Origin of the sequence: Psychrobacter sp. UBA2769 (genome assembly GCF_002352555.1) — a bacterium.
GTDB lineage: Bacteria > Pseudomonadota > Gammaproteobacteria > Pseudomonadales > Moraxellaceae > Psychrobacter > Psychrobacter maritimus.
The window spans coordinates 196,283-220,241 of record NZ_DEIR01000001.1; the positions used below are offsets into that span (position 1 = coordinate 196,283).

The window sequence follows — 23,959 nt, forward strand, 5'->3', positions numbered from 1 at the left end:
AGTACGATAAATAAAAGAAGCCAGCTTAATAGCTGGCTTCTTTGTGTCTATGAATAGATATTTTTGTAATAAAGGATATAAAAAAGACCATCCGTAGATAGTCTTTTTTATTAACCATGCTATTTTTACTTAACCCTAAAACTATAGCAAAATACGGCGTGGATCAGCCAATAAGCTTGCGATATAACGGGTAAATACCGCGGCATCAGCGCCATTAATCACGCGATGATCATAAGATAGCGATAACGGCAGCATCAAACGCGGCTCAAAAGTTTGCTTACTAGCATTCCAACGCGGCTGCATACTGGCTTCTGATACCCCTAAGATACCCACTTGTGGCCAATTTACCAGTGGCGTAAATGCGGTACCACCTAAGTTACCTTGGCTTGATATCGTAAAGCTTGCGCCTTGCAATTCTTTAGTCGTCAGCTTCTTATCACGCGCTTTAACCGCAAGCTCACCAATCTCAATAGCAATCTGCTTAAGCCCTTTATCTTGCACATTTTTGATAACAGGTACAATGAGGCCGTCATCAGTCGCTACCGCAATACCCATATTGACGCTCTTACGTAAAACAACTTGGGTATTGTCATCACTCAAATGACTGTTAAAACGTGGATGCTGGGTTAACGCATAAGCGGTTGCTTTGACAACAAAGGCTAAAATAGTGAAGCCGATACCTTCCGCTTTCATAGCACCTTTGAGCTCACCACGTAACTTTTCAGTCTCCGTGATGTCAGACAAGTCAAACTGCGTCACTTGCGGCAACAAGGTATTATAATTAAGCTGCGGTATTGACACTTTTTGTAGGCGGCTTAAATCTTGTACTTCGGTCTCGCCCCATATTTCGGTATTACTCATATCAGGTAAGCTTGGCAGGCTTGAGCTAACTCCATTGCCACTAGCAGGTGCTGCTTTTTGCTTGCTCAAGCTGTCTTTTACATGGGCAAATAAATCTTCTTTTAAGATACGCTCATTAAGCGCTGAACCCGTCACTTGAGAGATATCAACCCCTAGCTGACGCGCAAGCTTACGTACGGCAGGACCGGCATAGATATCGACCATTTTTTCGTTGACTTGTGCTTCGGTCAGCTTGGCATTTGCAGCGCTAGTATCTGTTGTAGATTTAGCGGCTTGTTTAGGCTCGTCTGTTGTTTGCGACTTGTCAGACTGCTCAGCTGATTCCGTTTTGTTAGTTGATTCAGCTGGCTTTGATGCTTGCGACTCAGAACTATCGGCCTTAGACTCATTAGCATTATTACTGGCGCTATCTGAACCCTCACCAATAATGACAATAAAGTCTTGACCATTGGCGACCATATCGCCCGCTTGCACCAATATTTTTTCGACCTTGCCCGCTTCTGGCGCCGGCACTTCAACCGACGCTTTATCAGATTCAATCAGCAAAATAGATTGATCAGCAGTAACCATATCACCGACACTGACCATAATCTCGGACACTTGCGCTTCATCAACACCTAGGTCTGGCAAGGCATGAGTGGTTGCTTTTCCTGCTTGCTCACTTGCTTGTTTTGCTGGTTGAGAAGTATTTTCCTCAGCTGCGTTAGTATCGCTTTGCTTCTCTGCTTGCTGATTATCCTGCGACTCATTTTGTTTATCAGCACCAGATTCTGTTTTGTTTTCTGTATCAGTGCTTTGCGTATCGTCTTTAGCATCGGCTTCGCTTTCAAGCTCAATAAGCACCATACCTTCGCTCACTTGGTCGCCGACTGCCACGCTTATTTTAGTTACTTTACCAGCAGCCGAGCTTGGTACTTCTACTGACGCTTTATCAGATTCTAATAAAATAATATTGTCGTCTTTTGCAATAACGTCGCCAACTTCGACCATAATCTCACTGACTTCGGCGCTATCGACACCCAAATCGGGGGCTTTAATGTCCATCCGTAATTCTCCTTGTATTATGATTGCCTTGTCTTTTGGCTATTCTTTGACGTCATCATCATTGAGTAAGGCGGCGTCAGCTGGGTCTTCTGCGCGACCTTCGCTACTTATTTCATCATCATCTTCATCGACAAACTCTGGTACAGGGCTCGGATTTACATTGTCAGGGGCTGGCGCGTCTGGGAAATGATCATAATGAGGCTGTTGTTGCCATGCAGGCGGTTGATCCGCTTCGATACCAAAGCTTGAAATCGCATCTTTTACCAAACGCATCTCAACTTCACCTTCATCAGCTAAGCGTTTAAGCGTGGCGACCACGATATGCGCGGCATCAACATGGAAGAAGCTACGTAGATTCTCACGGGTGTCCGAGCGACCATAACCGTCGGTGCCTAAAGTCGTATAAGGGCGATTATCCGGTAACCATGCGCGGATTTGTTCTGAGTAGTTACGCATATAATCTGTTGCAGCAACTACGATACCTTCGTGCGGAGCCAACTGTTCAGTAACCCAAGGTACTATTTCTTCTTCCATCGGATGCAGGCGGTTATAATCATCACAAGCCATACCATCGCGAGTCAGCTCGTTAAAGCTGGTCACGCTCCAGACGTTGGAGCTGATGTTAAACTCGTCGTGTAATATTTGTGCCGCTTTTTGAACTTCACGTAAAATAACACCTGAACCCAGCAGCTGAACTTGGCTTGAGCCATTGTCTTCTAGTAAGTACATACCACGCTTAATGCCTTCTTCCACGCCTTCTGGCATGGCAGGTTGTTCGTAGTTTTCATTCATCAAGGTTAAGTAATAATAAACGCGCTCGCCCTCTCCATACATGCGGCGCAGACCATCATGCATAATCACTGCCAGCTCATAACCAAAGCAAGGATCATAAGTCACACAGTTCGGTACGACGTTAAATAGAATTTGTGAATGACCATCTTGATGCTGCAAGCCTTCGCCATTGAGCGTAGTACGACCCGCTGTTGCGCCAAGTAAGAAGCCTTGCGCCTGACAGTCACCTGCCGCCCATGCAAGGTCACCAATACGTTGGAAACCAAACATCGAGTAGTAAATATACATCGGAATCATCGGTAACGCGTTGACAGAATAACTGGTTGCCAGTGCAATCCAAGTACTCATCGCGCCCGCTTCGTTAATCCCTTCCTCTAACATGTGACCATCGATGGCTTCTTTATAACCCATTAATGCTTCACTATCTTCTGGCGTATATTTTTGCCCAGAAGCCGAGTAAATACCCAATTGACGGAACATACCTTCTAGACCAAAGGTGCGTGCTTCATCAGGAACGATAGGCACAACGCGGTCTTGAATGTCTTTATTTTTTAGCATGGCTGATAGCAGGCGTACAAACACCATGGTAGTCGATTGCTCTTTACCATTACTGCCTTTAAGCACGCGATCAAAAATAGACAAATCTGGAATATTTAATGGAATATGACCACTACGGCGATTGGGCAGATGACCACCTAAGGCTTCACGGCGACCTTTTAGGTACTTCATCTCAAGTGAATCTTCTTTTGGGCGATAAAACGGTAGCGTCTGTAACTCGTCATCGGTAAATGGCAAGTCAAAACGGTCACGGAAATACATCAAAGCTTCATGGTCGAGTTTTTTGATTTGATGCGATTTATTTACCGCTTGTGCTTGGGTCGACAAGCCATAGCCTTTAACGGTTTTTACCAAGACAACGGTCGGTTGACCTTTGGTTTTCATGGCTTCACTAAAGGCAGCATAAACCTTCATCGGATCATGACCGCCGCGGTTTAGGCGCGAGATATCATGGTCAGACAGCTCGTTTGCCATCTCCTCTAGCTCTGGATATTTGCCAAAGAACTCTTTACGCGTAAACTCAGGGGTACGGGCTTCATATAGCTGGTACTCACCATCGACCGCTTCTTCCATACGATGTTTGAGCACGCCTGTTACATCTTTATCAAGCAAGGTATCCCAGTTACCGCCCCAAATCACCTTAATCACGCGCCAGCCAGCACCGCGGAAGACGGATTCAAGCTCTTGAATAATCTTGCCGTTACCACGCACTGGGCCATCAAGCCGCTGTAAGTTACAGTTGACCACCCAAATTAAATTGTCCAGTTTCTCACGTCCGGCAAGCGAAATCGCACCCAAACTTTCTGGCTCATCGGTTTCACCATCACCCAAGAAGGTCCAAATCTTGCGATCTTCTTTTTCTAATAAACCGCGGTTTTCCATATAACGATGCACGTGCGCATGATAAATGGACATAATCGGACCCAAGCCCATCGACACGGTTGGGAACTGCCAATAATCTGGCATTAAGTACGGATGCGGATAGCTTGAAAGACCCTTGCCGCCCACTTCACGGCGGAAGTTTTCTAGCTGTTCTTCGGTCAGACGACCTTCTAAATAAGAGCGCGCATAAATACCGGGCGCTGAGTGACCTTGATAATAAATCATGTCACCGCCGAAATGGTCGCTCGCCGCACGGAAGAAATGGTTAAAGCCGGTTTCATAAAGCGTCGCACTTGAGGCAAAAGTCGCTAAGTGACCGCCTAAATCATCATCGTTCTTATTGGCGCGCATAACCATTGCCAACGCATTGTAGCGAATCAAAGCCCGAATTTTACGCTCAATCGTCAAGTCGCCTGGGTACATCGGCTCATCTTCAACCGCGATGGTATTGATATAAGCCGTATCGAGACGGTTAAATGGCAGTCCTTCTTGTACCGCCATGTTGTATAACGCTTTTAATAAAAACTGCGCCCGATCCTTATCAGCATGTTTGATAACGGACTCAAAGGCTTCCAGCCATTCTTGGGTTTCGGTGCTATCAGCATCCTTATAATAATTCATCTTTCTTAATCCTTTTTATCAGTCAGCCCTGCGCAATGACAGGGTGTTATTAAATCAGAGTGTGTTACGTATTTTAATGAGCAATCACTTTACTTGATGCTTTCCTTATAACGTCCTTGCTGCATCTAAGCATTGCATTGTATTTTGTGGTGATGACAGAGAATTCTAAATAAATCGTATCACTGTAGATTAGCATAGGAGCAAATAAACATCGTTGTAAAATTAAACGATATCCACTACGCGATACTCACTATCAAATGATAATGACACTCTATTATAGGTACTTATTGAGGGTTTGTTTATAGCTATGGAGAAATGCCAATATGACAAGTATTTCTGAAATAAATAGTGATTATTCTTTTTGCAATATTTCAGAATATTGTTTAGTAGTTTTATTTTACGGAGCCATTGCTTAAATTTAGCATTTTAATGTGTTTGGTCATACTAAAACTACCATTAGTCCGTTTTTTAGAATTGCTATAAGATAATTGGTAAAAGACATTTATAATCTATTATGTGTTCTCATTTAAAAGTGATTATAAAAATAAGATAAATTGTTATCAAACAAGGAAAATCGTACAGACAATATCGAAATATTAGCCAGCTATTTGACAATACTTGGCTACTTTTAGTCCATTTGAAGAATTATGGATTAAATTGAATTGATGATATGCCCTAGTGTTCTTTGCTAAAGAACTGGCATAAATATTGCGGCTATTATCTTGAACCAAGCGCCTATACATACTTTATCGGCTTATCTTGCCTTTCATCAGAAATTTCTAGATTTCCTGACTATTTAGCTATATAAGACAGGTAACTTGTTATACATATATTTACGTGGTCATTTTTGACTCTAAAAAAGTACTCCTCATCTTATGAGCGATAACCATGAAATCTAACAACAGAGCATAAGTTTAATATCAGTATGTATAAGATTACTTCGCAACATTTATATTATCTACGTGAAATTATCGAATAAATAGAGTAAAGGTGACAATATGCGTCAGTCTCAAAAAATTTTGGAAGCTAACGATATTTATTTATATCGTAGATATCATAAACAAATGTTTGTTATAGTGGGTTTTTTTCTTTTCTCTTTGGGTAGTAATTCGGTAGGTGCTAATCAATTTGCTACACCTGATGACTTTAGTGCTGCTAGCTGCCCTATAGATCACAAAAAATACTCAATCAGAAATAATGCGAGCACAGCTACAACCCCATCCCTTTCCTCATGGAAGGCAGGGGAGACATCGCGGACTTTTACTTTCGAAGAAAACTCAGGCAATAAAATATTCACTATCAACTTCCCAATTCTAATAGATGCGAATAATAGCAATGGTACAGTTCCTTTTTATGGCTCCATCAATGACGCTACTTCTAATGCTATTAATTTGCTGCATAACTCTACACGGGTTCAGACAGATCACACTTTAGACGTTAGTATTAATAGACCCGTTAGTAAGATTGGCTATAAAATACAAGATTTAGACTCAACTACAGTACAGGTTAATGTAGGACCTTGGTGGAATCCACGTTACGAAACCAGAACGCCCTATATTGAGCAAGTAGATGTCTCAACGAATGATGGGCGCTTAACCTTTAATGATATTTTCCATAAAATTAATGCAGGAAGAAATATTGTAACCGCTAAAGACGGTGAAAACTGTAGTACTGGTCAATGTACTATCGATGCTACTTGGAGCTATAAAACTGCAAACAGTGTTATCAATCTAAAGCACAATAACGATAAGCGCGAAACTGGTGGAAGTCACGCGGTTGGCTATTCCGATTTTTACTTTTGCCTAGCACCGCCCAAAATTATTGTTAATAAACTATTGAATGGCAGCCGTGTAGACAGCGATGATCAATTCCGTATTGAGCTTCTTCAGACTAGTGATGATGCATTCGTAGAAGCCTTTACGACGACTGGATCGGGATCAGTAGTGACTGACAACACTACCACTGTGAAAAGGTTAAAAAAAGGTTTTAACTATACGGTATCTGAACAAACTATCAATGGCAATTTACTTGACTATCAGACGAATTACACTTGCTCAAATGCAGCCACTGGCACCGATGTTACTTTCTCGAGTGGTACGATGCCAGTCAATGCTGCAGGTACGCGTCGCACCTTTGCTATAAACAATGTTGATTATGGTGATGAAATCACTTGTAATATCACCAATACTCCGGTTAATAACTACACTTTCACTGGCTTCGTCTTTAACGATAATGGTGGTATAGCTAGAAGCACTAATCCTGATACAAAGTCTGATGTTTCTGCTACTTTTATGAATAACTCAAAATACTTTAATGGTAAGTTTGATAGTGGCGAATTAGGCATATACGATATTAATCTTAAAGTGCGTTTGACAGATTGCGGTCCTAATGGTGGTACTGACATTACGGGTACAACGCCTCAAACTGTATCAAATATTGCTACTACTTTGGGACGATACCAGTTTACTGTACCTGCAAACGCAATAGCGAACAAACCTAGAGTCTGTCTGGTGCAAGTCGAGCCCAATTCATGGGATTATAGCATTGATACTACGCCCAATATTCGCGAAGTTACTTTAAAAAATGACGTATTCGATTATAAAACGGAAGGTTTAGTCAATCTTGACTTTGGTGAAGTCGAAGCGGATTACGCGGCAATAGTATTAAGAAAAGCCCAGTTCGTCAATGACTGCCCTTCAACTTTAGACTACACTGCCTCTACTTTGAATACTCCAGGAAATACTAATCCTAGAACGGGCTTCAGTGAAAGTAGTATTAGTGGTAGTGACCTTATTCCTGGGCAGTGTATTGCTTATAGAATTACTGCGACCAATCGTGCAAACCTTCCTGTTAGCAACTTTGTGATGCGAGATATTCTACAGAAAAAGGGAGATAAGGGTGCTTTAGTCACCTCTGTGTTGACAGGACCTATAGATAACGATTCTAATTATGCTCTTACTAGTAGTGTTCCTATAGGTGAGAATGGAACAGTGGTAACTACAGAGTCTGTAATAAATTCAAAAGCTAGTCGTCGTTTTTACTTCAACACCAAATACGGAACAACCGTAGATCCCTAATATCTATTACCTCTTGCATCATCTCTAATATTCAAAACTTAATTTTTCGGTGGTGTGTCAAAAAGTATGCTGATTAAAATCTGAACAATTTTTGAAGCCTTGAAAGCCTTATAGAATCAGAGAACTTAGCATAGATGTCTTATGGACTTTAATCGCCAGCATACTTTTTAGAACACCACCAATTTTTCTAACAAAAGCCCTATCTTTCCAGATAGGGCTTTTGCCGTTCAGCTACTTCAAACGACCTTTTGTCGCTTTTATAGTGACAGTATGTAAGTAATTTGTAAAAATCCATTCTAAGCGCACAGTCGATATTTTTCAGCTTATCGAAAGCCCAAGAACTATCCAGTTTGTAGTCATAACAAGTAAAAACATCTCTGATAGTGATGATTTAATAAAGGATTTCATATGAAAGGTTCTAATTTTTTACGCAACACTTTATTAGCTAGCTTAGCATCGGTATTCTTATTAGGTACGGCCAATGCCGATGACGCCTTAAAGATGGATTTAACTGCCAACAAAGTCATCAAGAACGCTGAAGGTAAAACTACTTATCTGCCAGTCCGCAATGCGCCAGCTGGTACGGTTATTCAGTATAAAGCCACCTATAGCAATACGATTAATAAAGACATTCAAGACTTGGCGGTTGTACTGCCTATCCCTGCGAACATGACCTTCACTGGTGAAGCCATTCCTTCAACCGCGCAAGCCAGTATCGATGGTAAAAACTACGCTGATATGCCACTAATGCGTAAAGTCGATGGCAAAATGGTAAAAATACCTTTTTCTGAATACCGTACCCTGCGCTGGAATATCAAGCTATTACCAGCTCAGAAGTCAGCGGCGGTCGCTCTAAATACCACTGTTAATTAAGCCTCCTGAACCCTTCATTCTTTTCAACCTTACACATAGTTTTTATCATCACTTTTGGAGCAATACATGAAATCAAACACTTTTAACTATAGCTTGCTTGCCGTCGGTGTCGCGACATTGATGGGTTTATCTACTGGCGCTAATGCTGCTGTTAGTGGTCAAACGAAAACCGATGTCGACATAATCAACGTTGCAACAGCTAAGTATAATGTTGCTGGTGTTGGTCAAGAGGTTACCTCTAACTCAGTTAAAATTACCGTCTCAGAGCAAGTTTCATTTTCTTTGACTCAAGACAATGACAAAACAGTAGCGCCTAACGGATTTGTCGTTTTTGAACATCGGTTAACTAACGAAGGTAATCGTAAAGATAATTATACTATTACAGTAACAGACCGAACTGATGATACTAAGCAGTTTGATCTTACTAACTCTACTATCACTTATAGAATTTATACTGACGGTGACACACCTTCGGAAACTACTGGAATCTTAGGTACTATCAGTACTACTAATCCTAGAATTCCTCTTGAAAGCAATCAGTTTGCGGTGATTAATGTCAAAGCAAAGACTAATGGTAATAAAGGTGGCGATACTCAGAATTTAGACCTGACAGCAACTGGTACAGCATTGGCAACTGGAAATAATTCGGTAACTAACATCGATAATTCGACTACTAGGTTGCCAACTTTCAGCATCGTAAAATCTGTTACTGATCCTCTAGACCTTAACAACAATGATGACACAGCGACTTACCAGATTACGATCAAAAACCCTACTACTACTTACTCTGCAGACGCCACAAATATCATAATTGAAGATATACTTCCAGAAGGCTTAATCATTGCAACCCCAGTAACAGCTTCTGCTACTAGTGCTAGAGCTACTGCTGATTCTACAATTGGTACTATTGATTCGCGTACTAATGGTTTTACACTTACTAATGCAAATCTTAAGGTTGGTGGTACTATTACCATTACTTTAATTGTTAAGAGAGTTGCCAATGCGACCATAGCATCACCTGCAATTAATCATGTGAAAGTTACAGATGATCTTGATGATAATGTGAATACGTCTAACACTATCGTTGATAGTACTAATAGCAGTGATGATACCAATCAAAACTTCTATCCAGTTACTGAACAGAACTATACTAATGGAACAGTAGTTTCTGGAACCAATGGCGATGACTCAACTCAACCCTTAACAACTATCAAGCGCGCCCTAACTCTTGGTGTCGCAACCACGAGAGAAATAGCACCGCTTACCTCTACTACTGATACCAAGGGTCAAGTCACTCATACCGCTACCATCACTAATAATGGACAGGATATCGAAGGTAATACCGCCAATCCATTAACACTTACGATTACTGACGGCACTAACGCACAAGTCAATCCTGTTCCTAGTCAATTTTTCTTATTTTACACTACAAAAGCAGGTGTAGTTAGTGGCCCAATCGCCGTGACGCCAATCAAAAACGATAATGTTTATACTATTAGCAGTACTCAATTTCCTGGCGGTGCAGGTATAGAAGCAGGCGGTAAGTTAGAAGTTAGATACAACATGGAATCTATTGCTAATGCAGGGAATCTTGGTGCAGCTATAGATAGCACAGAACAAACGGTTGTCCAGTTGACTGCTACCGGTGCTGGAGCCCCAACTATCCCCTCTATTACTGATACTACAATTGTAAAAGGACTGACCTTAGCCAAATCTCAGCTAAAAGATGCTGCTTGTAACATTGCAGTTAATACTACAACGTCTTTCAGTACTAACGATATCACTGCAGAGCCTGGTCAATGTGTTATTTATCAGATTATTGCCAACAATACTTTTACTAGTGCTTCTAATACCGCTATTACCAACCTTGTAATTTCAGATTTATTATCCAACTTTAATGCTAAAGCAGACTATGTAGAGTCAAGTGCAGTTACTACTGTTAGTAGTACTAACAGTAGTATTAGTGTGCCTGCAAACAAAACTACCACTGATGTAACAACTACTGTGAGTCCATTGGCAGCCACAAATAGTGCGACACTACGGTTTAAAATTAAAATTAAAACTGATCGCGCTGCTGCAGTTGCGCCATAGATAATAAGTAGTCATCTTAATTAGTTTAAACCTACAAGCAGCAATAGCTACTTATAGAACAACCCGACCCTCTAGCTTGGCCTAAATCTTTTAATTTAGCCAAGCTAGAGAATCTCTGCCCTTACCCTCACTGCTGTTTTATTGGATAAGCGACATATGACTCTATCTACCATGACACCGTCTAATCGTACCGCATTGTGTTCAGCGAAGATCTCTGCGCTGACATTAGCAATGTTGCTTATGCAATCAAATATCGCGTTTGCAGCGACTGTTTCAAATTCAGCCGCAAACCCTAACCTACAAATTATCAATAACATTGCAAACGCTACCTATAACGTCAATAGCCAGTCTGACGTCACTATCTCTAGCACCTCAAACCAAGTGCAAGTTAAGGCATCGGCACTATCAGAGTATGGCATCGAGCTAACTGAGCCACCGGTACAGACAGTAGCGCCAAACAAGACTGTCAACTGGGTAAATGTCCTAACTAACACTAGCTATAGTGACCAAACTGTCGAGCTGACACTACAACCTACCTCTGTAACCAATGTCAAGGTTTATCAAGATCTAAACAAAAACGGCATTGTTGATGAAGATGATATAGAACTTCAACTTAACAACCTCCAGACCCAAATTAAGATTGGTCATAGTGAGAGTATTCAGCTTATCGTTCAGGCTCTCTCTGATCCTAATGGCAAAAGTGGTAATACTGCTGATATTAAACTAGGTGCATTAGTTTTAGAAGATCCCTCAGTAATAGCAAAAACTGCCACTGACGCTTTGATCATCGTTGAGTCTAAGATCAACTTCTTTAAGAATACTAACTCTGAAATAATTCAAGAAACTTCTCAAATAGGCAAGGAGGTTTATTTACAGACTAGCTTTGCTCAATGTAATTTCAGTACTACTGAACAAGACTATGTTTGGGTCACCTTTACTTCAGAAAAAACCGGTGACACTGTTAAATTAAAAGCTTTAGAGAGAGAGAGAGATGGTAGTTATAATTCTGGTAAATACCAAGTACTGGCTCCTACTCAAAACAATGCTACTAAAATATCTGATGATGGTATTATCCAAACCCTAGATGGTGATACGCTGACTGCGAGCGATGTATATTGCTCTCAACCTAAAACAAATTTAGAAGTATCAGCGCCAGAGCTTAGTACCACTATTGGTATGGTTAGTCCTGCTAGCTTAGTGGTTGAAAAAACCTCTGAAGTTAGAACTGCTGAGCTTGGCGACTATGTCAACTATACTATCAATATTAGAAACAATGGTAATTCTACTGCTTATAATGTTGATCTGAAAGATGCGCTACCCCGTGGCTTTGACTACGTGGCTGGAAGTTTACGCGTTGATGGTGCTAAAATAAATGACTTCAAAGCAGAAGGTAAATATCAAGTCTTAGGATTGGGCGATCTAACTTCAGGTACCAGTAAAAACATTACCTATCGAGTATTGATTGGGTCAAGCGCACTTGGTGGTGATGGCATTAACCGCGCCATTGCCCAAGGTAAAGACTCCGAAACTGACGGGAAAACTCTAACTTCGCTAGAAGCACATTGGCCAATCGAAATCGAGCGCGGTGTCATGAACACTGACGGCATCATCATCGGTAAGGTTTACCATGATATCAACCGTGACGGCATCCAACAAAAAGAAGAGGGCGAGCTTGGCGTTGCAGGCGTGCGCATCTATATGGAAAACGGCAACTTCGTCGTCACCGATCCTGAAGGTAAGTATAACTTCTATGGTGTCAGTGCAAAAACTCACGTCCTAAAAGTTGACCGCACGACTATCCCTAACGCCACCGAAATGGTTACTCAAAGTAATCGCAATGCTGGCGATGCGGGTAGCCTTTTCGTTGACTTAAAATATGGCGAGCTGCATCGTGCTGACTTTGGCATCGTTGGTGGTATCGGCGATAGCACTGAGCGCTTAAATGCAGAGCTGGTCGCGCGCAGCAAATCTGTCAGCGCTAAAAATGATAGTTTAGAACAAGCGGTAAAAACCGAGCTGGTGTTAGAGCCTGATTATAACCGCGACAATAAAGACAATGTCGATGCAAGCGGCTGTAAATCTAACGATGTCCTAGATGCCGGCATACAGTGCGACTCCGCCATCGTTAACGAAATGGTCAAGCCAGCTGCCAATCGTGTCGATATGACAGTGACGACTATTGCGCCGCCGGTAGAAAAAGAGCTTGAAGAATACTTAAAAGAAGTTTCTAGCAACGACGTTGCCTTTATTAATCTTAGCGAAGGTCAGCAGCTCAGTACCTATAAGCAAATGGTGCAAGTACAAGCGCCACTAGGTTCTAACTTTACCCTATATACCAATGGCAAAGCCGTATCAGCCGAGCAAATCGGTAAAACCGCTGAGCAAGAAAAGCAAAAGGTGACGGCGTTTGATTATTATGCTGTCGATTTACAACGTGGCACTAACACCTTACGCGGTGTCGCGACTGACATTAATGGTAAAGTCATCTCTGAGCAAACTATCAAGGTTTTGACACCCGATAGCTTGCAAGCCATTGACTATCGCACGCAAAAACAATTGATCGCCGCAGACGGCATCAGCGAATATCAAGTAGTGATTAGCCTAAAAGACCGTGACGGTCGCCCTTATATCGCCTCAACGCCTATTACAATTGACACCAATATCGGTCGTATCAATCTTAGCGATAGCAGTAAGGATCAAGCTGGCACTCAAGTCACCGTCTCTGGCGGCGAGCTACTGATACCCATCACCGCTCCAAGCGTACCGGGTAAAGGTGAGCTAGTCATTAACACGGGCAGCAGCAAACAAGTGATTCCGCTACAGTTCACCGCTCAGCTGCGCCCTCTTATCGCTGTTGGTATCGTCGAAGGTGCTATCTCGCTTAAAGACTTCGATGGCAGTAATATTACTGATGCCCAAGGTGCTTTTGAGCAAGAACTGCGTGAAATCGCTGGCAATGACGACTATTCAGCAACGGGTCGCGCAGCGATGTTCTTAAAAGGTAAGGTGCGCGGCGATTATCTACTGACACTAGCTTATGATAGCGATAAAAAAGGCGAACGACTATTCCGTGATATCGAGCCGGGTGAATACTATCCTGTCTATGGCGATTCTTCTGCTAAAGGTTTCGACGCCCAATCGACGAGCAAGCTTTATGTACGCGTCGATAAAGGTCGCTCATTTGCCATGTATGGCGATTTAAAAACTCAAATCGATAATGACGAAGGTATCAAACTTGGTCAATACAACCGTACCTTAACGGGTTTAAAAGCGCAGTTTGAAGACAATAATACTCGCATCACCGCGTTTGCCGCTGAAACCAGTACTTCACAGCGCGTCAACGAGACTCGCGGTCTAGGTATTTCAGGTCCCTACCCGCTTGCCAATGATTTCGAGGCGGTATTAGAAAACTCAGAAACCATCGAAGTCATCACCCGTGACGCCAATAACCCGGGTCGTATCGTGCGCCGTCAGACCTTGACGCGTTTTTCTGATTATGAAATCGATCCTATTAGCCGCAGCTTATACCTAAAATCACCGATTGCTAGCCAAGATATCGATGGCAATCCTATCTACTTACGCGTGACGGTCGAAGTCGACGAAGGCGGCGAGAAATATTGGGTTGGCGGTATCGCCGCCAAGCAGCAAGTGACCGATAAAATCGCCATCGGTGGTAGCTATATTAATAGTGATGACCCGCTGAATAAAGAAGAGCTTGCCAGCGTCAATACGGTGGTCAAATTTAACGATAAGCTAAAGATGGTCGCAGAATATGCCAAAAATAAAGCAGAAAATCCAAACTCGCAGCCAAGCGATCAGATTAATGCCAAAGAGCTAGACGGTAAAGATACTGAAGGCGATGCACTGCGCATCGAGCTTGACTATGACGATAAGAAAAACACGCGTGCCAAAGCCTATTATAATGATACCGATGAAGGCTTCGTTACCGGTGCTTCGCCTCAAACCGCTGGACGCACTGAATCTGGCATCGAAGTCACACATACGTTAAATGAGAAAAAAACCGCACTTAAATTGGAAGGTGTGCGTACAGAAGACCATACTACCGAGGCCAGTCGCCAAGGCCTACAAGCCAGTATTGAACAACGCTTAAGTCAAAATATCGTTGGCGAGATTGGCGTACGCTACTATAAGCAAGAGGCCACTGCCGCCTCACGCAATACTCAAGCTGCAACCGATGTCTTAGATATTACTAACGATACCATCTTTAATGACGACATCATTAACCAATCAGCGCTTAATGGTGTAAGTAGTGCTGAAAAAGACATCGAAGGCACCACTGCCCGCGCCCGTCTCACCGCGCGTTTGCCAAAGCTAAATAACTCATTGGTCTTTGCAGAATACGAGCAAGATATTGAGCATAGCTCGCGCAATGCCACTTCTATCGGTGGCGAAACGGCGCTTGGCAGCCTAGGTCGTTTATACGCCCGTCATGATTTAATCAATAGCTTGTCAGGCAGCTACGGTTTAGACGATTCTGAAGAGCGCCAACGTACCGTTATCGGCTTTGATGCCACTTATATGAAAGACGGTAAGGTCTATAGCGAATACCGTATGCGTGATGCAATCAGCGCCCGCGAAGCCGAAGCCGCTATTGGTTTAAAGAATAAATGGTATGTTCAAAAAGGTTTAACACTTAATACTTTGTTTGAGCGTGTCGAATCTTTAGAAGGTGAAAAAGACAATACCGCGACTGCTGCTGGTGTTGGCGTTGAATATCTTGCCAACGAAAACTATAAAGCCTCAGGGCGCTTAGAAAAACGCTGGGGCGATACCAGTGATACGCTGCTCGCTAGCGCAGGCGTTGCTTATCGTTATAGTGATGAGATTACCTTATTAGCCAAAGACATCTATTCACAAGTTGATTACGATGATGGTCATCGTACTATCAATCGCTTTCAGCTAGGCGCCGCTTACCGTGATTACGATAGCAATCAGCTCGATATGCTTGCCAAGCTTGAGTATCGCTTAGATGATAACGCAACAGGCAACGATCCGTATCAAAAAGATGCCATTGTATGGTCATGGAGCGGTAACTATCATCCAACACGCCCATTGACGCTATCAGGGCATTATGCCGGCAAATATACGGAATATGACGCTCAAGGAATTGCTAGCGATAATACTGCACACGCTGTTTATGCACGCGGATTGTATGATATCAGCGAGCGCTGGGATATCGGTTTGCAAGCAGGCACCTATTGGAATAAGCAGGCGGACGATTTATCGTACTTGGTTGGCGCTGAAGTTGGCTATAGCCCGATGACCAACCTTTGGCTGTCACTTGGCTATAACTTTATGGGCTTTGAAGATGAAGATATCGCCTATGACGATACGACGATAGAAGGCGCTTACTTTAGATTGCGCTTCAAATTTGACGAAGACTTATTCAAACGCGAAGATTCACGCAAAAATAAGCCGCTCACCGCCCGTTCTACGCTATAATTTAGCCTTGTTATCATTTATCCTAGTTGTCGTAAGCCACGCTTACGGCATTTTTGTATTGACTGGGCGACGGTTTTTATTGAATGATAAATTAACCTGCCTATTTACATACAAACTTTTCATACTTACTACCTTACTTTCAGGTTTATCTTATGCCTCATTCTGCCCTTCAAGCAGCTCCCTATAAAAAATCACTATATGCTACGCTATCCACTGTATTGCTTCTGTCTACCGTATCCTGTGTATCGACTACAAGTCTTACGCCAAAAGACGCGACGCTAAAGACCGCCGACTATTGCCTTAGCAGCCATAATACTGAATCTCAAGCCCAGACAGCTGATGATAAAGCCCAAAGCGTACAACAGCGCGCCATGAACTGTATGCTGAACGAATTACAAACCTATCAGCAAAAAGACATGAGCGCCCGTCAACAATACTTTGCTTACAAAGCCCAAGCTTGGCTGAACTACGCCACTCATAAAGACAGTATGAATAGTCGTTCAGACGCTGCTGTACAAGCCGCCCAAGCGGCAGAAACCATCTTGCAGGCATTAAAAAATAATAAAGTTGAAGCGCTTGAGCTTATCGAAGATATCCCATCGACCTCGACGCTCATGCGACCTGATTTATGGGCAACTTTAAATGCCCTTAAAGATAGTGGCGGTATCGTGAATGCGCCGCGCGAAATGGCCTTTAGTGAAGTGGCATTAATATGGGCAGCTACCGACCACTGTGAACGTGGCGCAAAATCATCAAACAGTCATTTTCGGATGGCAGATCGCTGGCTTGAGCAAGCACGCGAAGCTTTCGTCAATGCCCATGACTCAAAAACCAACGTTGCTTTAGAAGCGCTTATCGTGCGTTATTATGAAGCATACGCGCCTTTAGATTCAAGCGATGACAGTTGTAATGGTCAAGTGCTAACAACGATTGATAAAAAGTAGGTGTCTTATACTTGTAGTGACTTATGCTTGTAGTGACTTATGCTTGTATTAACTAGCCTTTGACCACACAATAAAATTTCAATCAATGTTTAATAAACGTTTATTAAAAACGCGCAAAAAAAAGCCGACATCATGTCGGCTTTTTTACGTTTGGATTTGGCTCAAACTCTAGCTCAATAAAAATTAACGATTTTTACGCGGTAATTTTTCTGGCAGATAGCAGCGCAGATAAGCGATAGACGCGGTATTGGCTTCTTGCAAATACTTATCGGTAATGCTCTGATGACGGCGATAAGAGACGGTAAAGATGGCGTTAATAATACTAAAGGTAATCAATAACACATCTTGGATGTCTTCAAATTTTGGTACTTCATAACGCTCTGATAGGCGTTTATATACCAATTGCACCACTTGATTGTCCATATGCTCACCAAAACTGTCCCCTTCAAAATCAGGCGTGTTGGTGTCATAGATCAGTTTGGCTTTGGTTTGGTCTTCATCAAATATTTTTACACAGCGCTCAATCAGCGCGGTCAAATACGCTTGCCATCTATCATAATCAACTGTTTCGACAGTGGTCAGCACTTCTAAGATGTCGATCGCATTTAAAAAACGCAATGCTAAAAATATCGCTTCGATATTTGGAAAGAAATGATATGCGGAAGCTCTTGGAATACCCGCTTCTTCACAGACAGCAGCCAAGGTAATATCATTAATCGCTTGAGTTTCACTCAATTTTTTCGCGCCCATCAATAGCTTTTGACGGCGTGCGCGGCCTTGCTGACTAGTGAATTTAAATTTATTAGGGACCAGCTTTTTTGCCAGCTCCGAATCTACCAGTACATCTTCAATTTTGTCGTCTTTGTTTTCACTCATTATAAATCTCTTAATGTTACGCCCCATCTTTATAAATATAGTCTTCATCAGATAGCATCTGTCCTAAATCGAAGGACATTCTATCAACCGGTAATTTGGGCCAATAGCACCGCTACTATACTCAACGAAGAGGCATGATAAACGCTTGTACACAGTCAAGCAAGGGACATGAATAGGTTAAAAAATAATTCACCAATCAACCAAAAAAACGGGGTTAATTATGAAGTTTTATTTTCGCTCGTATAATACCATGATCGATGACTCTATCGGCATAATCCCACTTTAAGTGGTCATTAAAATAGTCAACTCGTTCAACCTGACCAAGCGAAAACTTACTATCAGGTAAAAACTCTTCAGAAACGAATAACTGATCAATAACTTCTGGCATACCCTGATAAATATGGGTATAAGCAACATCTTTCATCCAACCATAACGGGCTTGGATACGAGCGGCATCAAACAATGCCACATCACGCATACTTTTATCGTAATTGACTTCACCGGTTTCAGTCATCAATTGGGTGGTCACGCTACCGGTGACATCATTCATATCACCCAATAAAATCAGCGGCTCGCGCGTATGATGTAAGCGCTCAATGATAGACATACGAATAGAGGCGGCTTCTGCTGCGCGCATACATAAACTACGCAGTTTGGCACGAACACGAATATTCGGATCGTTCATATCCTCTAACAGATTGCCGTTTTCATCACGTAAGAAAAAAGCACGTTTGCTTTTAAGATGGGCGGTAATAATCGTTATCGGCTGCCCATAAGCATTCACTCGTAATATAAGTGGTGGACGATTAAAACGCTCATAAGGTCCTATATCAGGAATATCGATGACCGCTTTTGGCTCTATGGCTTGTAGCAATGAGCTCTCTAACTGCTCAAAGCGCGTGATAATACCGACTGCAGGTGTATTCTGCGCACCTTTGCCTTGAGTATAAGGGCTTGCGCTGTCATTACTTGCCAGTGGAATCACCACATGCTCAGGCTTAAAACCCAACGATACTGCCAACGCTTCAAGCGCCTGACTATCCCATACTTCTTGTACAGCGATAATATCGGCATGGGCTTTTGCCAACAAATCAGTAATGCCGCGCAGCTTATGTTCGTATTCTTTATTGGTATAAGCGGGCGCATTTTCGTAATAAATTCTATTAGGATTGGCAAAATTCAATAAATTGGCAGTTGCTATATAAAACTGCTTTGGATCATTGCCTTCTGCATTATGAATCATAAATTACCTATTATTATTATTTTTGATAATTATGTCTTATCATTAAATATATTTATACATAACAATATTAAGTATATTCACACTTAACAATATACACTAAAAAAGCCTCCAAAGAAATATTTGGAGGCTTTAAAGTAGCATAAAACTGGCTTATTTTGTCTGATAGCAGAGTAAAGTCTACAATCAGACTAATTCTAGTAATGAGAGAGTAAGCTTTTGTATTGTTTATTTACTTATATCAAATCAACGATTCATTAATCTTAATGATAAAGCTTAATAAAGGAACGCTTATTCACCATTACTTTAATCACTACCACTTTTCATTATTATTTAATCATCATAGACTAAAATATAACGGCTATTAAGACACACGGTTCCATGCATCACGTGTTGCACGACGAGCCTCTTCCCACTCTAGACGCGACTCACCCTTCACTTCATGCCATGAACGCTCTAAATCTGATTCATGATCTTCAAAACGGGCATCGGCTGGATAGCGGGCGCGATTGGCATAACCAACAGCATACGCTGGATGTAAATCACGATCAAACTCATGACCTTCACGGTAATAATCCGCATTGGCATGTTGAGCACGCCAGTATGCTTCTTCACGAGTTGGGTCAATGGCTTCTGCGGCTGCATGACCGGCACCGCCACCAACGATAGCACCAATAGCGCCGCCGATTAAGGTTCCTAATGGACCTGCCATTGTTCCAATAGCCGCACCTGCTGCTGCACCGCCAATACCACCAATACCTGTACCTAGTGGGTGTGAACCTGGCTCACCTGTGATTGGATCAGCATTCAGATCTTCTCTGCTCTCTTTTGACATATGCTTCACGGCATTACGATCAATGGCGTCGTGATCATCAATGATATTGTCATTTTCATGTCTAACAATTCTATTACCATTGATATCAACATCATTGTCAGTTAATCGACGCGCGTTATCATCGATGATGCGCTCTCTATCACCGACTTCAAGATAGTCATCAGCGATTACACGGTTATTAGGGTCTGTAATGCGTCCATCGTTATTCATAATATTATCCTTAAATTATTTGTTATATATTAGAGTTATTCATTGCTAATGTACTAATCGCTCATTTTTCAGCGGTAAATCTAAGCTATTAATTTAACGCCTATTAATGACATAGTTATGAATTAATAGTTATAGATTAATAGAAATTAAATAAGAGTGATTAGCGCTATGATTTAATTCATCTAAAGTATAGGAATTTATGGATGCCAACAAATAGACAGGTTATGTAATTTGTGTCCAAATTACGATTGCCTTGCGTTACAGCCTGTATCTTTATCACCAATTTGCATGGATTTGTATGTCAGCAGAGCGCTTTAAGTAATCTTTGGCTGAGTGGTTACAGCACTTAAATATCTCAAATTAGACAATTACATGACTTTTAACGCTCTATCAACGGCTTGTTGCCATTTATTAAGATGCTGCTGCCGAATATCGGCTGACATTTCAGGCTCAAAAATCCGGTCGACTTGCCATGATGCTTGCATCGTTGCTTCATCGTATAGACCGGTTTTCAATCCCGCTAATAAAGCCGCACCTTTGGCAGTGATTTCTGTGTCTCTAGGGCGCAGTACCGGCACCCCTAATAAGTCAGCTTGAAACTGCATAAGTAAGTCATTATTAGCCGCGCCGCCATCGACTCTTAGCTCAGTCAATGGATGAGGACTGTCTTTTTGCATAGCGATGAGTACATCATAAGTCTGATATGCCACCGCTTCCAATGCCGCGCGCGCGATATGGGCTTTGGTCGTACCGCGGCTCATACCAGTGATACTGGCACTGATATCGGAGCGCCAGTAAGGAGCGCCAAGACCTGTAAATGCGGGCAATAAGACTACCTCTTCACTACTATCTACTTGCCGCGCTAAACTCTCAACCTCAGCGCTTTGTTGAATCATACCGAGATTATCACGCAACCATTGCACGATAGCACCGGCCATAAACACACTGCCCTCCAAGGCATAAGTGACTTCCTTTTTGGGCGGTTGTAGCATACGCCTGCCAGACTGAACGATTTGATCAAATGATAAATTGTCTGGACGCATTGGCGTTGCTTTACGTTGCCAAGCGATGGTCGTCAGTAACTTATGCTCACTCAGTTTTGGCGTCTGACCGATATTCATCAGCATAAAACAGCCGGTGCCATAGGTATTTTTTGCCATGCCTGCATCAAGGCAGCCTTGCCCAAACAGCGCCGCTTGTTGGTCGCCCAATACTGCCTGAATAGGAATTTGTTTGGCAAATAACCCTTTTTTTGTTTTACCAAAATCTCCATCAGATGGCAATACTTTAGGCAATATATTCATGGGTATAGCAAAACAGGTACATAGCTCCTCTGACCATGCCAGTTTATGGATATCGTATAACAAGGTACGACAAGCATTGGTCACATCGATGACGTGTTCGCCGCCGGTTAATTTATAGATAAGCCAGCTGTCTATGGTACCGACAGCAATCTCCCCTTTATTGGCGCGTACTCTTAATTTAGGATCATTTTCTAACAACCACGCGATTTTACTGGCGCTAAAATATGGGTCTAAGCGTAAGCCTGTGATACGTTGTATCTCGCTTGCCATATCAACATGCTTATCATCAGTCTTACCGCTCGTGCTTTCTGCAGCAAGCGTTTTGCAATAACTGGCGGTACGGCGATCTTGCCAAATAATGGCAGGCGCTAAAGGTTTGCCCGTTTGCTTATCCCACATCACGATAGACTCACGCTGATTGGTAATCGCAATACTGGTAACATCGGTCGCAAGCAACCCGGCCTGATTAATCACATCATGGGCACAGCTAATCTGTGTCTGCCAAATCTGCTGCGCATCTTGCTCGACAAAACCTGCTTGCGGCGTCTTTAAGGTTGTCGGCTGTTGTACTATTTTAATCGGACGGGCATGGTCATCGTACAAAATCGCGCGGCTCGATGTTGTGCCTTGATCTAGCGCTAAAATATATCCTGCCATTACTCACATCCTATTTTAGATAGTGTTGTTTTTTATCTGCTGATTTTTATCTGCTGTTTTTTATCTAGCTTTATAGCCATGCCTTTATTAATAAAAGCTATTGCATGTACTAATAAAAGTTAGTGCATGGTTTAGATTGTTATTTCAACGAGCTTTTATCCTCAATGACTTTTTATCACTAACCCATAAATAATGCTATTATTTACCTTATAGTGAGACACTTAACATAAAAACAGTGCGTATTCAATGTAAAATAAGCGAATAGTGAGCATTGACCCGTCACCATTGTGGCACTACAGTGTACGCTTTGTTATGAATAACCAATCTTTGCTTTCTATTAATAGTCTATAATATTGCCCAGTTTGGCTACCTTCTACACACTTTACGTTCTAAACACTTTGCATTCTAATTAATGGCTTACGTGACTTATGAAATTTGCTTTATCGACTCTGTCTACTGCTGTGATGACGGCTACGCTCATGAGCTTAGCCGCGCCTCACTCCGCAAACGCTAACGATGATACTATCACGTCACAAAATGAAGTAGCGCCAGTGGTAGTGACGCAAATTATTGATGCAGATAATCAAAGTGTCACTCAAGAAAGCAGTCTACAAAACAAGGCAGCGACGACAGAAAAACAGACAGCTAAAGCTGAGCTCAATACTGGCTTAAGCACCCTTATCGACCCCATCACCCATAAAAGCATTGATAATAGCTATCCCTTAGAAGTGTCTAGCCTGTTAAGCCTTGAGCAGGCACAAAATATCTTACTACAAGTGTCACCAAAAATTGCTGCCAATGAAGCTGCCATTGCCGCCAGTGAATATCAAACGGATGCCCTTAAAACCATAGATCATCCGTTAGTGTTTGCGCGCGTCTCTGCTACTGCTTATAACTTAGACGCCGATGTTGATTTATCATCAATCAAAACCAGCATTATCAATGATGTGAATAGTATCGACCCGCCCATAAACATAGAAGATTTACCAGATTTTGGTGAGTTGGTCGGTCAGCGTATCCCAGATAACTATGAATTAAAACGCTCAGGCTCTACAACGGGTGCAGGACTCGGTGTGGTGTGGCCTATTTATACTGCTGGGCGTAGCGCAGCGCTGACAGGCGCGTCCAATGCTCGTACTCAAGAAGCAGTAGCTGACAGCTTATTGGACAAAAATGAGCTTTATAACACTTTGATTGAGCGTTACTTCAAGGCGCAGTTGGCAATCATTGCCGCTTATTTACGCGACGATGCCTATGATACTTTGCAGCAGACCGACCATATGGCGCAGCGGCTTTTTGAAGAAGGCTTTATCTCGCGGGTTGATCGTCTAGAGGCGCAATCTGCCCTTGCTGATGCCAAAAGCGAATCCGTCAATGCCAATAATGATGCGCGTCTGGCGATGATGGCGCTACAGCGTCTTTTGCGTACCGACTATCGTATCAAGCCGACCACGCCTCTATTTGTCTCTAGCCGTCCTTTACCTGATGTCAATTATTTTCAAGATTTGGCACTGAATAATCATCCAGGTCTGAAAAAAGTCGCCGCTAAACGAGCCCAAGCTCAGCAGCTACATGCGCTGTCAGATACGGGTTACAAACCTACGGTTATGCTTTATGGCTATGGACAACTT

Annotated in this window: 12 protein-coding genes; 6 read left to right on the forward strand and 6 right to left on the reverse strand. The window is 42.4% G+C overall.

What is annotated here, in order from left to right; translation table 11 throughout:
* Window positions 1–141: 141 nt before the first annotated feature.
* Both B3Q63_RS00800 and aceE read right to left on the reverse strand, forming a co-directional pair.
* Complete coding sequence (locus tag B3Q63_RS00800; protein WP_296172647.1) at window positions 142–1,905, reverse strand: 2-oxo acid dehydrogenase subunit E2; 1,764 nt, start codon at window positions 1,903–1,905, stop codon at window positions 142–144.
* Between the two features lie 39 nt (window positions 1,906–1,944).
* Window positions 1,945–4,758: a pyruvate dehydrogenase (acetyl-transferring), homodimeric type gene (gene aceE / locus B3Q63_RS00805; protein WP_271133067.1), complete on the reverse strand. Its 2,814-nt coding sequence runs from the start codon at window positions 4,756–4,758 to the stop codon at window positions 1,945–1,947.
* A 998-nt stretch (window positions 4,759–5,756) separates the two neighbouring features.
* Here aceE and B3Q63_RS00810 point away from each other — a divergent pair.
* The 5 genes from B3Q63_RS00810 to B3Q63_RS00830 all read left to right on the forward strand — a co-directional run bounded on the left by B3Q63_RS00810 (window position 5,757) and on the right by B3Q63_RS00830 (window position 17,206).
* Window positions 5,757–7,835, forward strand: coding sequence for a hypothetical protein (locus B3Q63_RS00810; RefSeq protein WP_296172651.1), 2,079 nt, complete (start codon window positions 5,757–5,759; stop codon window positions 7,833–7,835).
* 408 nt (window positions 7,836–8,243) lie between these two features.
* On the forward strand, window positions 8,244–8,708 hold the full coding sequence (locus B3Q63_RS00815; RefSeq protein WP_296172652.1) for a hypothetical protein: 465 nt from the start codon (window positions 8,244–8,246) through the stop codon (window positions 8,706–8,708).
* A gap of 66 nt (window positions 8,709–8,774) precedes the next feature.
* On the forward strand, window positions 8,775–10,799 hold the full coding sequence (locus tag B3Q63_RS00820; RefSeq protein ID WP_296172653.1) for an isopeptide-forming domain-containing fimbrial protein: 2,025 nt from the start codon (window positions 8,775–8,777) through the stop codon (window positions 10,797–10,799).
* A gap of 156 nt (window positions 10,800–10,955) precedes the next feature.
* Entirely contained in the window at window positions 10,956–16,262 is a 5,307-nt protein-coding gene (locus B3Q63_RS00825) for an SdrD B-like domain-containing protein (protein ID WP_296172656.1), read from the forward strand.
* Between the two features lie 152 nt (window positions 16,263–16,414).
* Window positions 16,415–17,206, forward strand: a complete 792-nt coding sequence (locus B3Q63_RS00830) for a hypothetical protein (protein WP_296172659.1) — start codon at window positions 16,415–16,417, stop codon at window positions 17,204–17,206.
* Window positions 17,207–17,389: 183 nt separating this feature from the next.
* Here the strand turns inward: B3Q63_RS00830 and B3Q63_RS00835 are convergent, their stop codons facing one another.
* The 4 genes from B3Q63_RS00835 to glpK form a co-directional block, all read right to left on the reverse strand.
* Entirely contained in the window at window positions 17,390–18,082 is a 693-nt protein-coding gene (locus B3Q63_RS00835; protein WP_201619525.1) for a TetR/AcrR family transcriptional regulator, read from the reverse strand.
* 214 nt (window positions 18,083–18,296) lie between these two features.
* Window positions 18,297–19,325, reverse strand: a complete 1,029-nt coding sequence (locus B3Q63_RS00840) for an endonuclease/exonuclease/phosphatase family protein (RefSeq protein ID WP_296172670.1) — start codon at window positions 19,323–19,325, stop codon at window positions 18,297–18,299.
* Between the two features lie 361 nt (window positions 19,326–19,686).
* Entirely contained in the window at window positions 19,687–20,157 is a 471-nt protein-coding gene (locus B3Q63_RS00845) for a hypothetical protein (RefSeq protein ID WP_201564951.1), read from the reverse strand.
* A gap of 578 nt (window positions 20,158–20,735) precedes the next feature.
* Complete coding sequence (gene glpK / locus B3Q63_RS00850) at window positions 20,736–22,328, reverse strand: glycerol kinase GlpK (protein ID WP_296172671.1); 1,593 nt, start codon at window positions 22,326–22,328, stop codon at window positions 20,736–20,738.
* Window positions 22,329–22,756: 428 nt separating this feature from the next.
* Between glpK and B3Q63_RS00855 the strand changes: the two genes are divergently transcribed.
* A partial coding sequence (locus B3Q63_RS00855) for a TolC family protein (protein WP_296172673.1) occupies window positions 22,757–23,959 on the forward strand: 1,203 nt, incomplete at its 3' end.

What these genes read in the sequence shown, in the direction of transcription:
- B3Q63_RS00800 (WP_296172647.1), bottom strand. Translation starts at nt 1,905, where the DNA reads ATGGACATTAAAGCCCCCGATTTGGGTGTCGATAGCGCCGAAGTCAGT.
- aceE (WP_271133067.1), bottom strand. Translation starts at nt 4,758, where the DNA reads ATGAATTATTATAAGGATGCTGATAGCACCGAAACCCAAGAATGGCTG.
- B3Q63_RS00810 (WP_296172651.1), top strand. Translation starts at nt 5,757, where the DNA reads ATGCGTCAGTCTCAAAAAATTTTGGAAGCTAACGATATTTATTTATAT.
- B3Q63_RS00815 (WP_296172652.1), top strand. Translation starts at nt 8,244, where the DNA reads ATGAAAGGTTCTAATTTTTTACGCAACACTTTATTAGCTAGCTTAGCA.
- B3Q63_RS00820 (WP_296172653.1), top strand. Translation starts at nt 8,775, where the DNA reads ATGAAATCAAACACTTTTAACTATAGCTTGCTTGCCGTCGGTGTCGCG.
- B3Q63_RS00825 (WP_296172656.1), top strand. Translation starts at nt 10,956, where the DNA reads ATGACTCTATCTACCATGACACCGTCTAATCGTACCGCATTGTGTTCA.
- B3Q63_RS00830 (WP_296172659.1), top strand. Translation starts at nt 16,415, where the DNA reads ATGCCTCATTCTGCCCTTCAAGCAGCTCCCTATAAAAAATCACTATAT.
- B3Q63_RS00835 (WP_201619525.1), bottom strand. Translation starts at nt 18,082, where the DNA reads ATGAGTGAAAACAAAGACGACAAAATTGAAGATGTACTGGTAGATTCG.
- B3Q63_RS00840 (WP_296172670.1), bottom strand. Translation starts at nt 19,325, where the DNA reads ATGATTCATAATGCAGAAGGCAATGATCCAAAGCAGTTTTATATAGCA.
- B3Q63_RS00845 (WP_201564951.1), bottom strand. Translation starts at nt 20,157, where the DNA reads ATGTCAAAAGAGAGCAGAGAAGATCTGAATGCTGATCCAATCACAGGT.
- glpK (WP_296172671.1), bottom strand. Translation starts at nt 22,328, where the DNA reads ATGGCAGGATATATTTTAGCGCTAGATCAAGGCACAACATCGAGCCGC.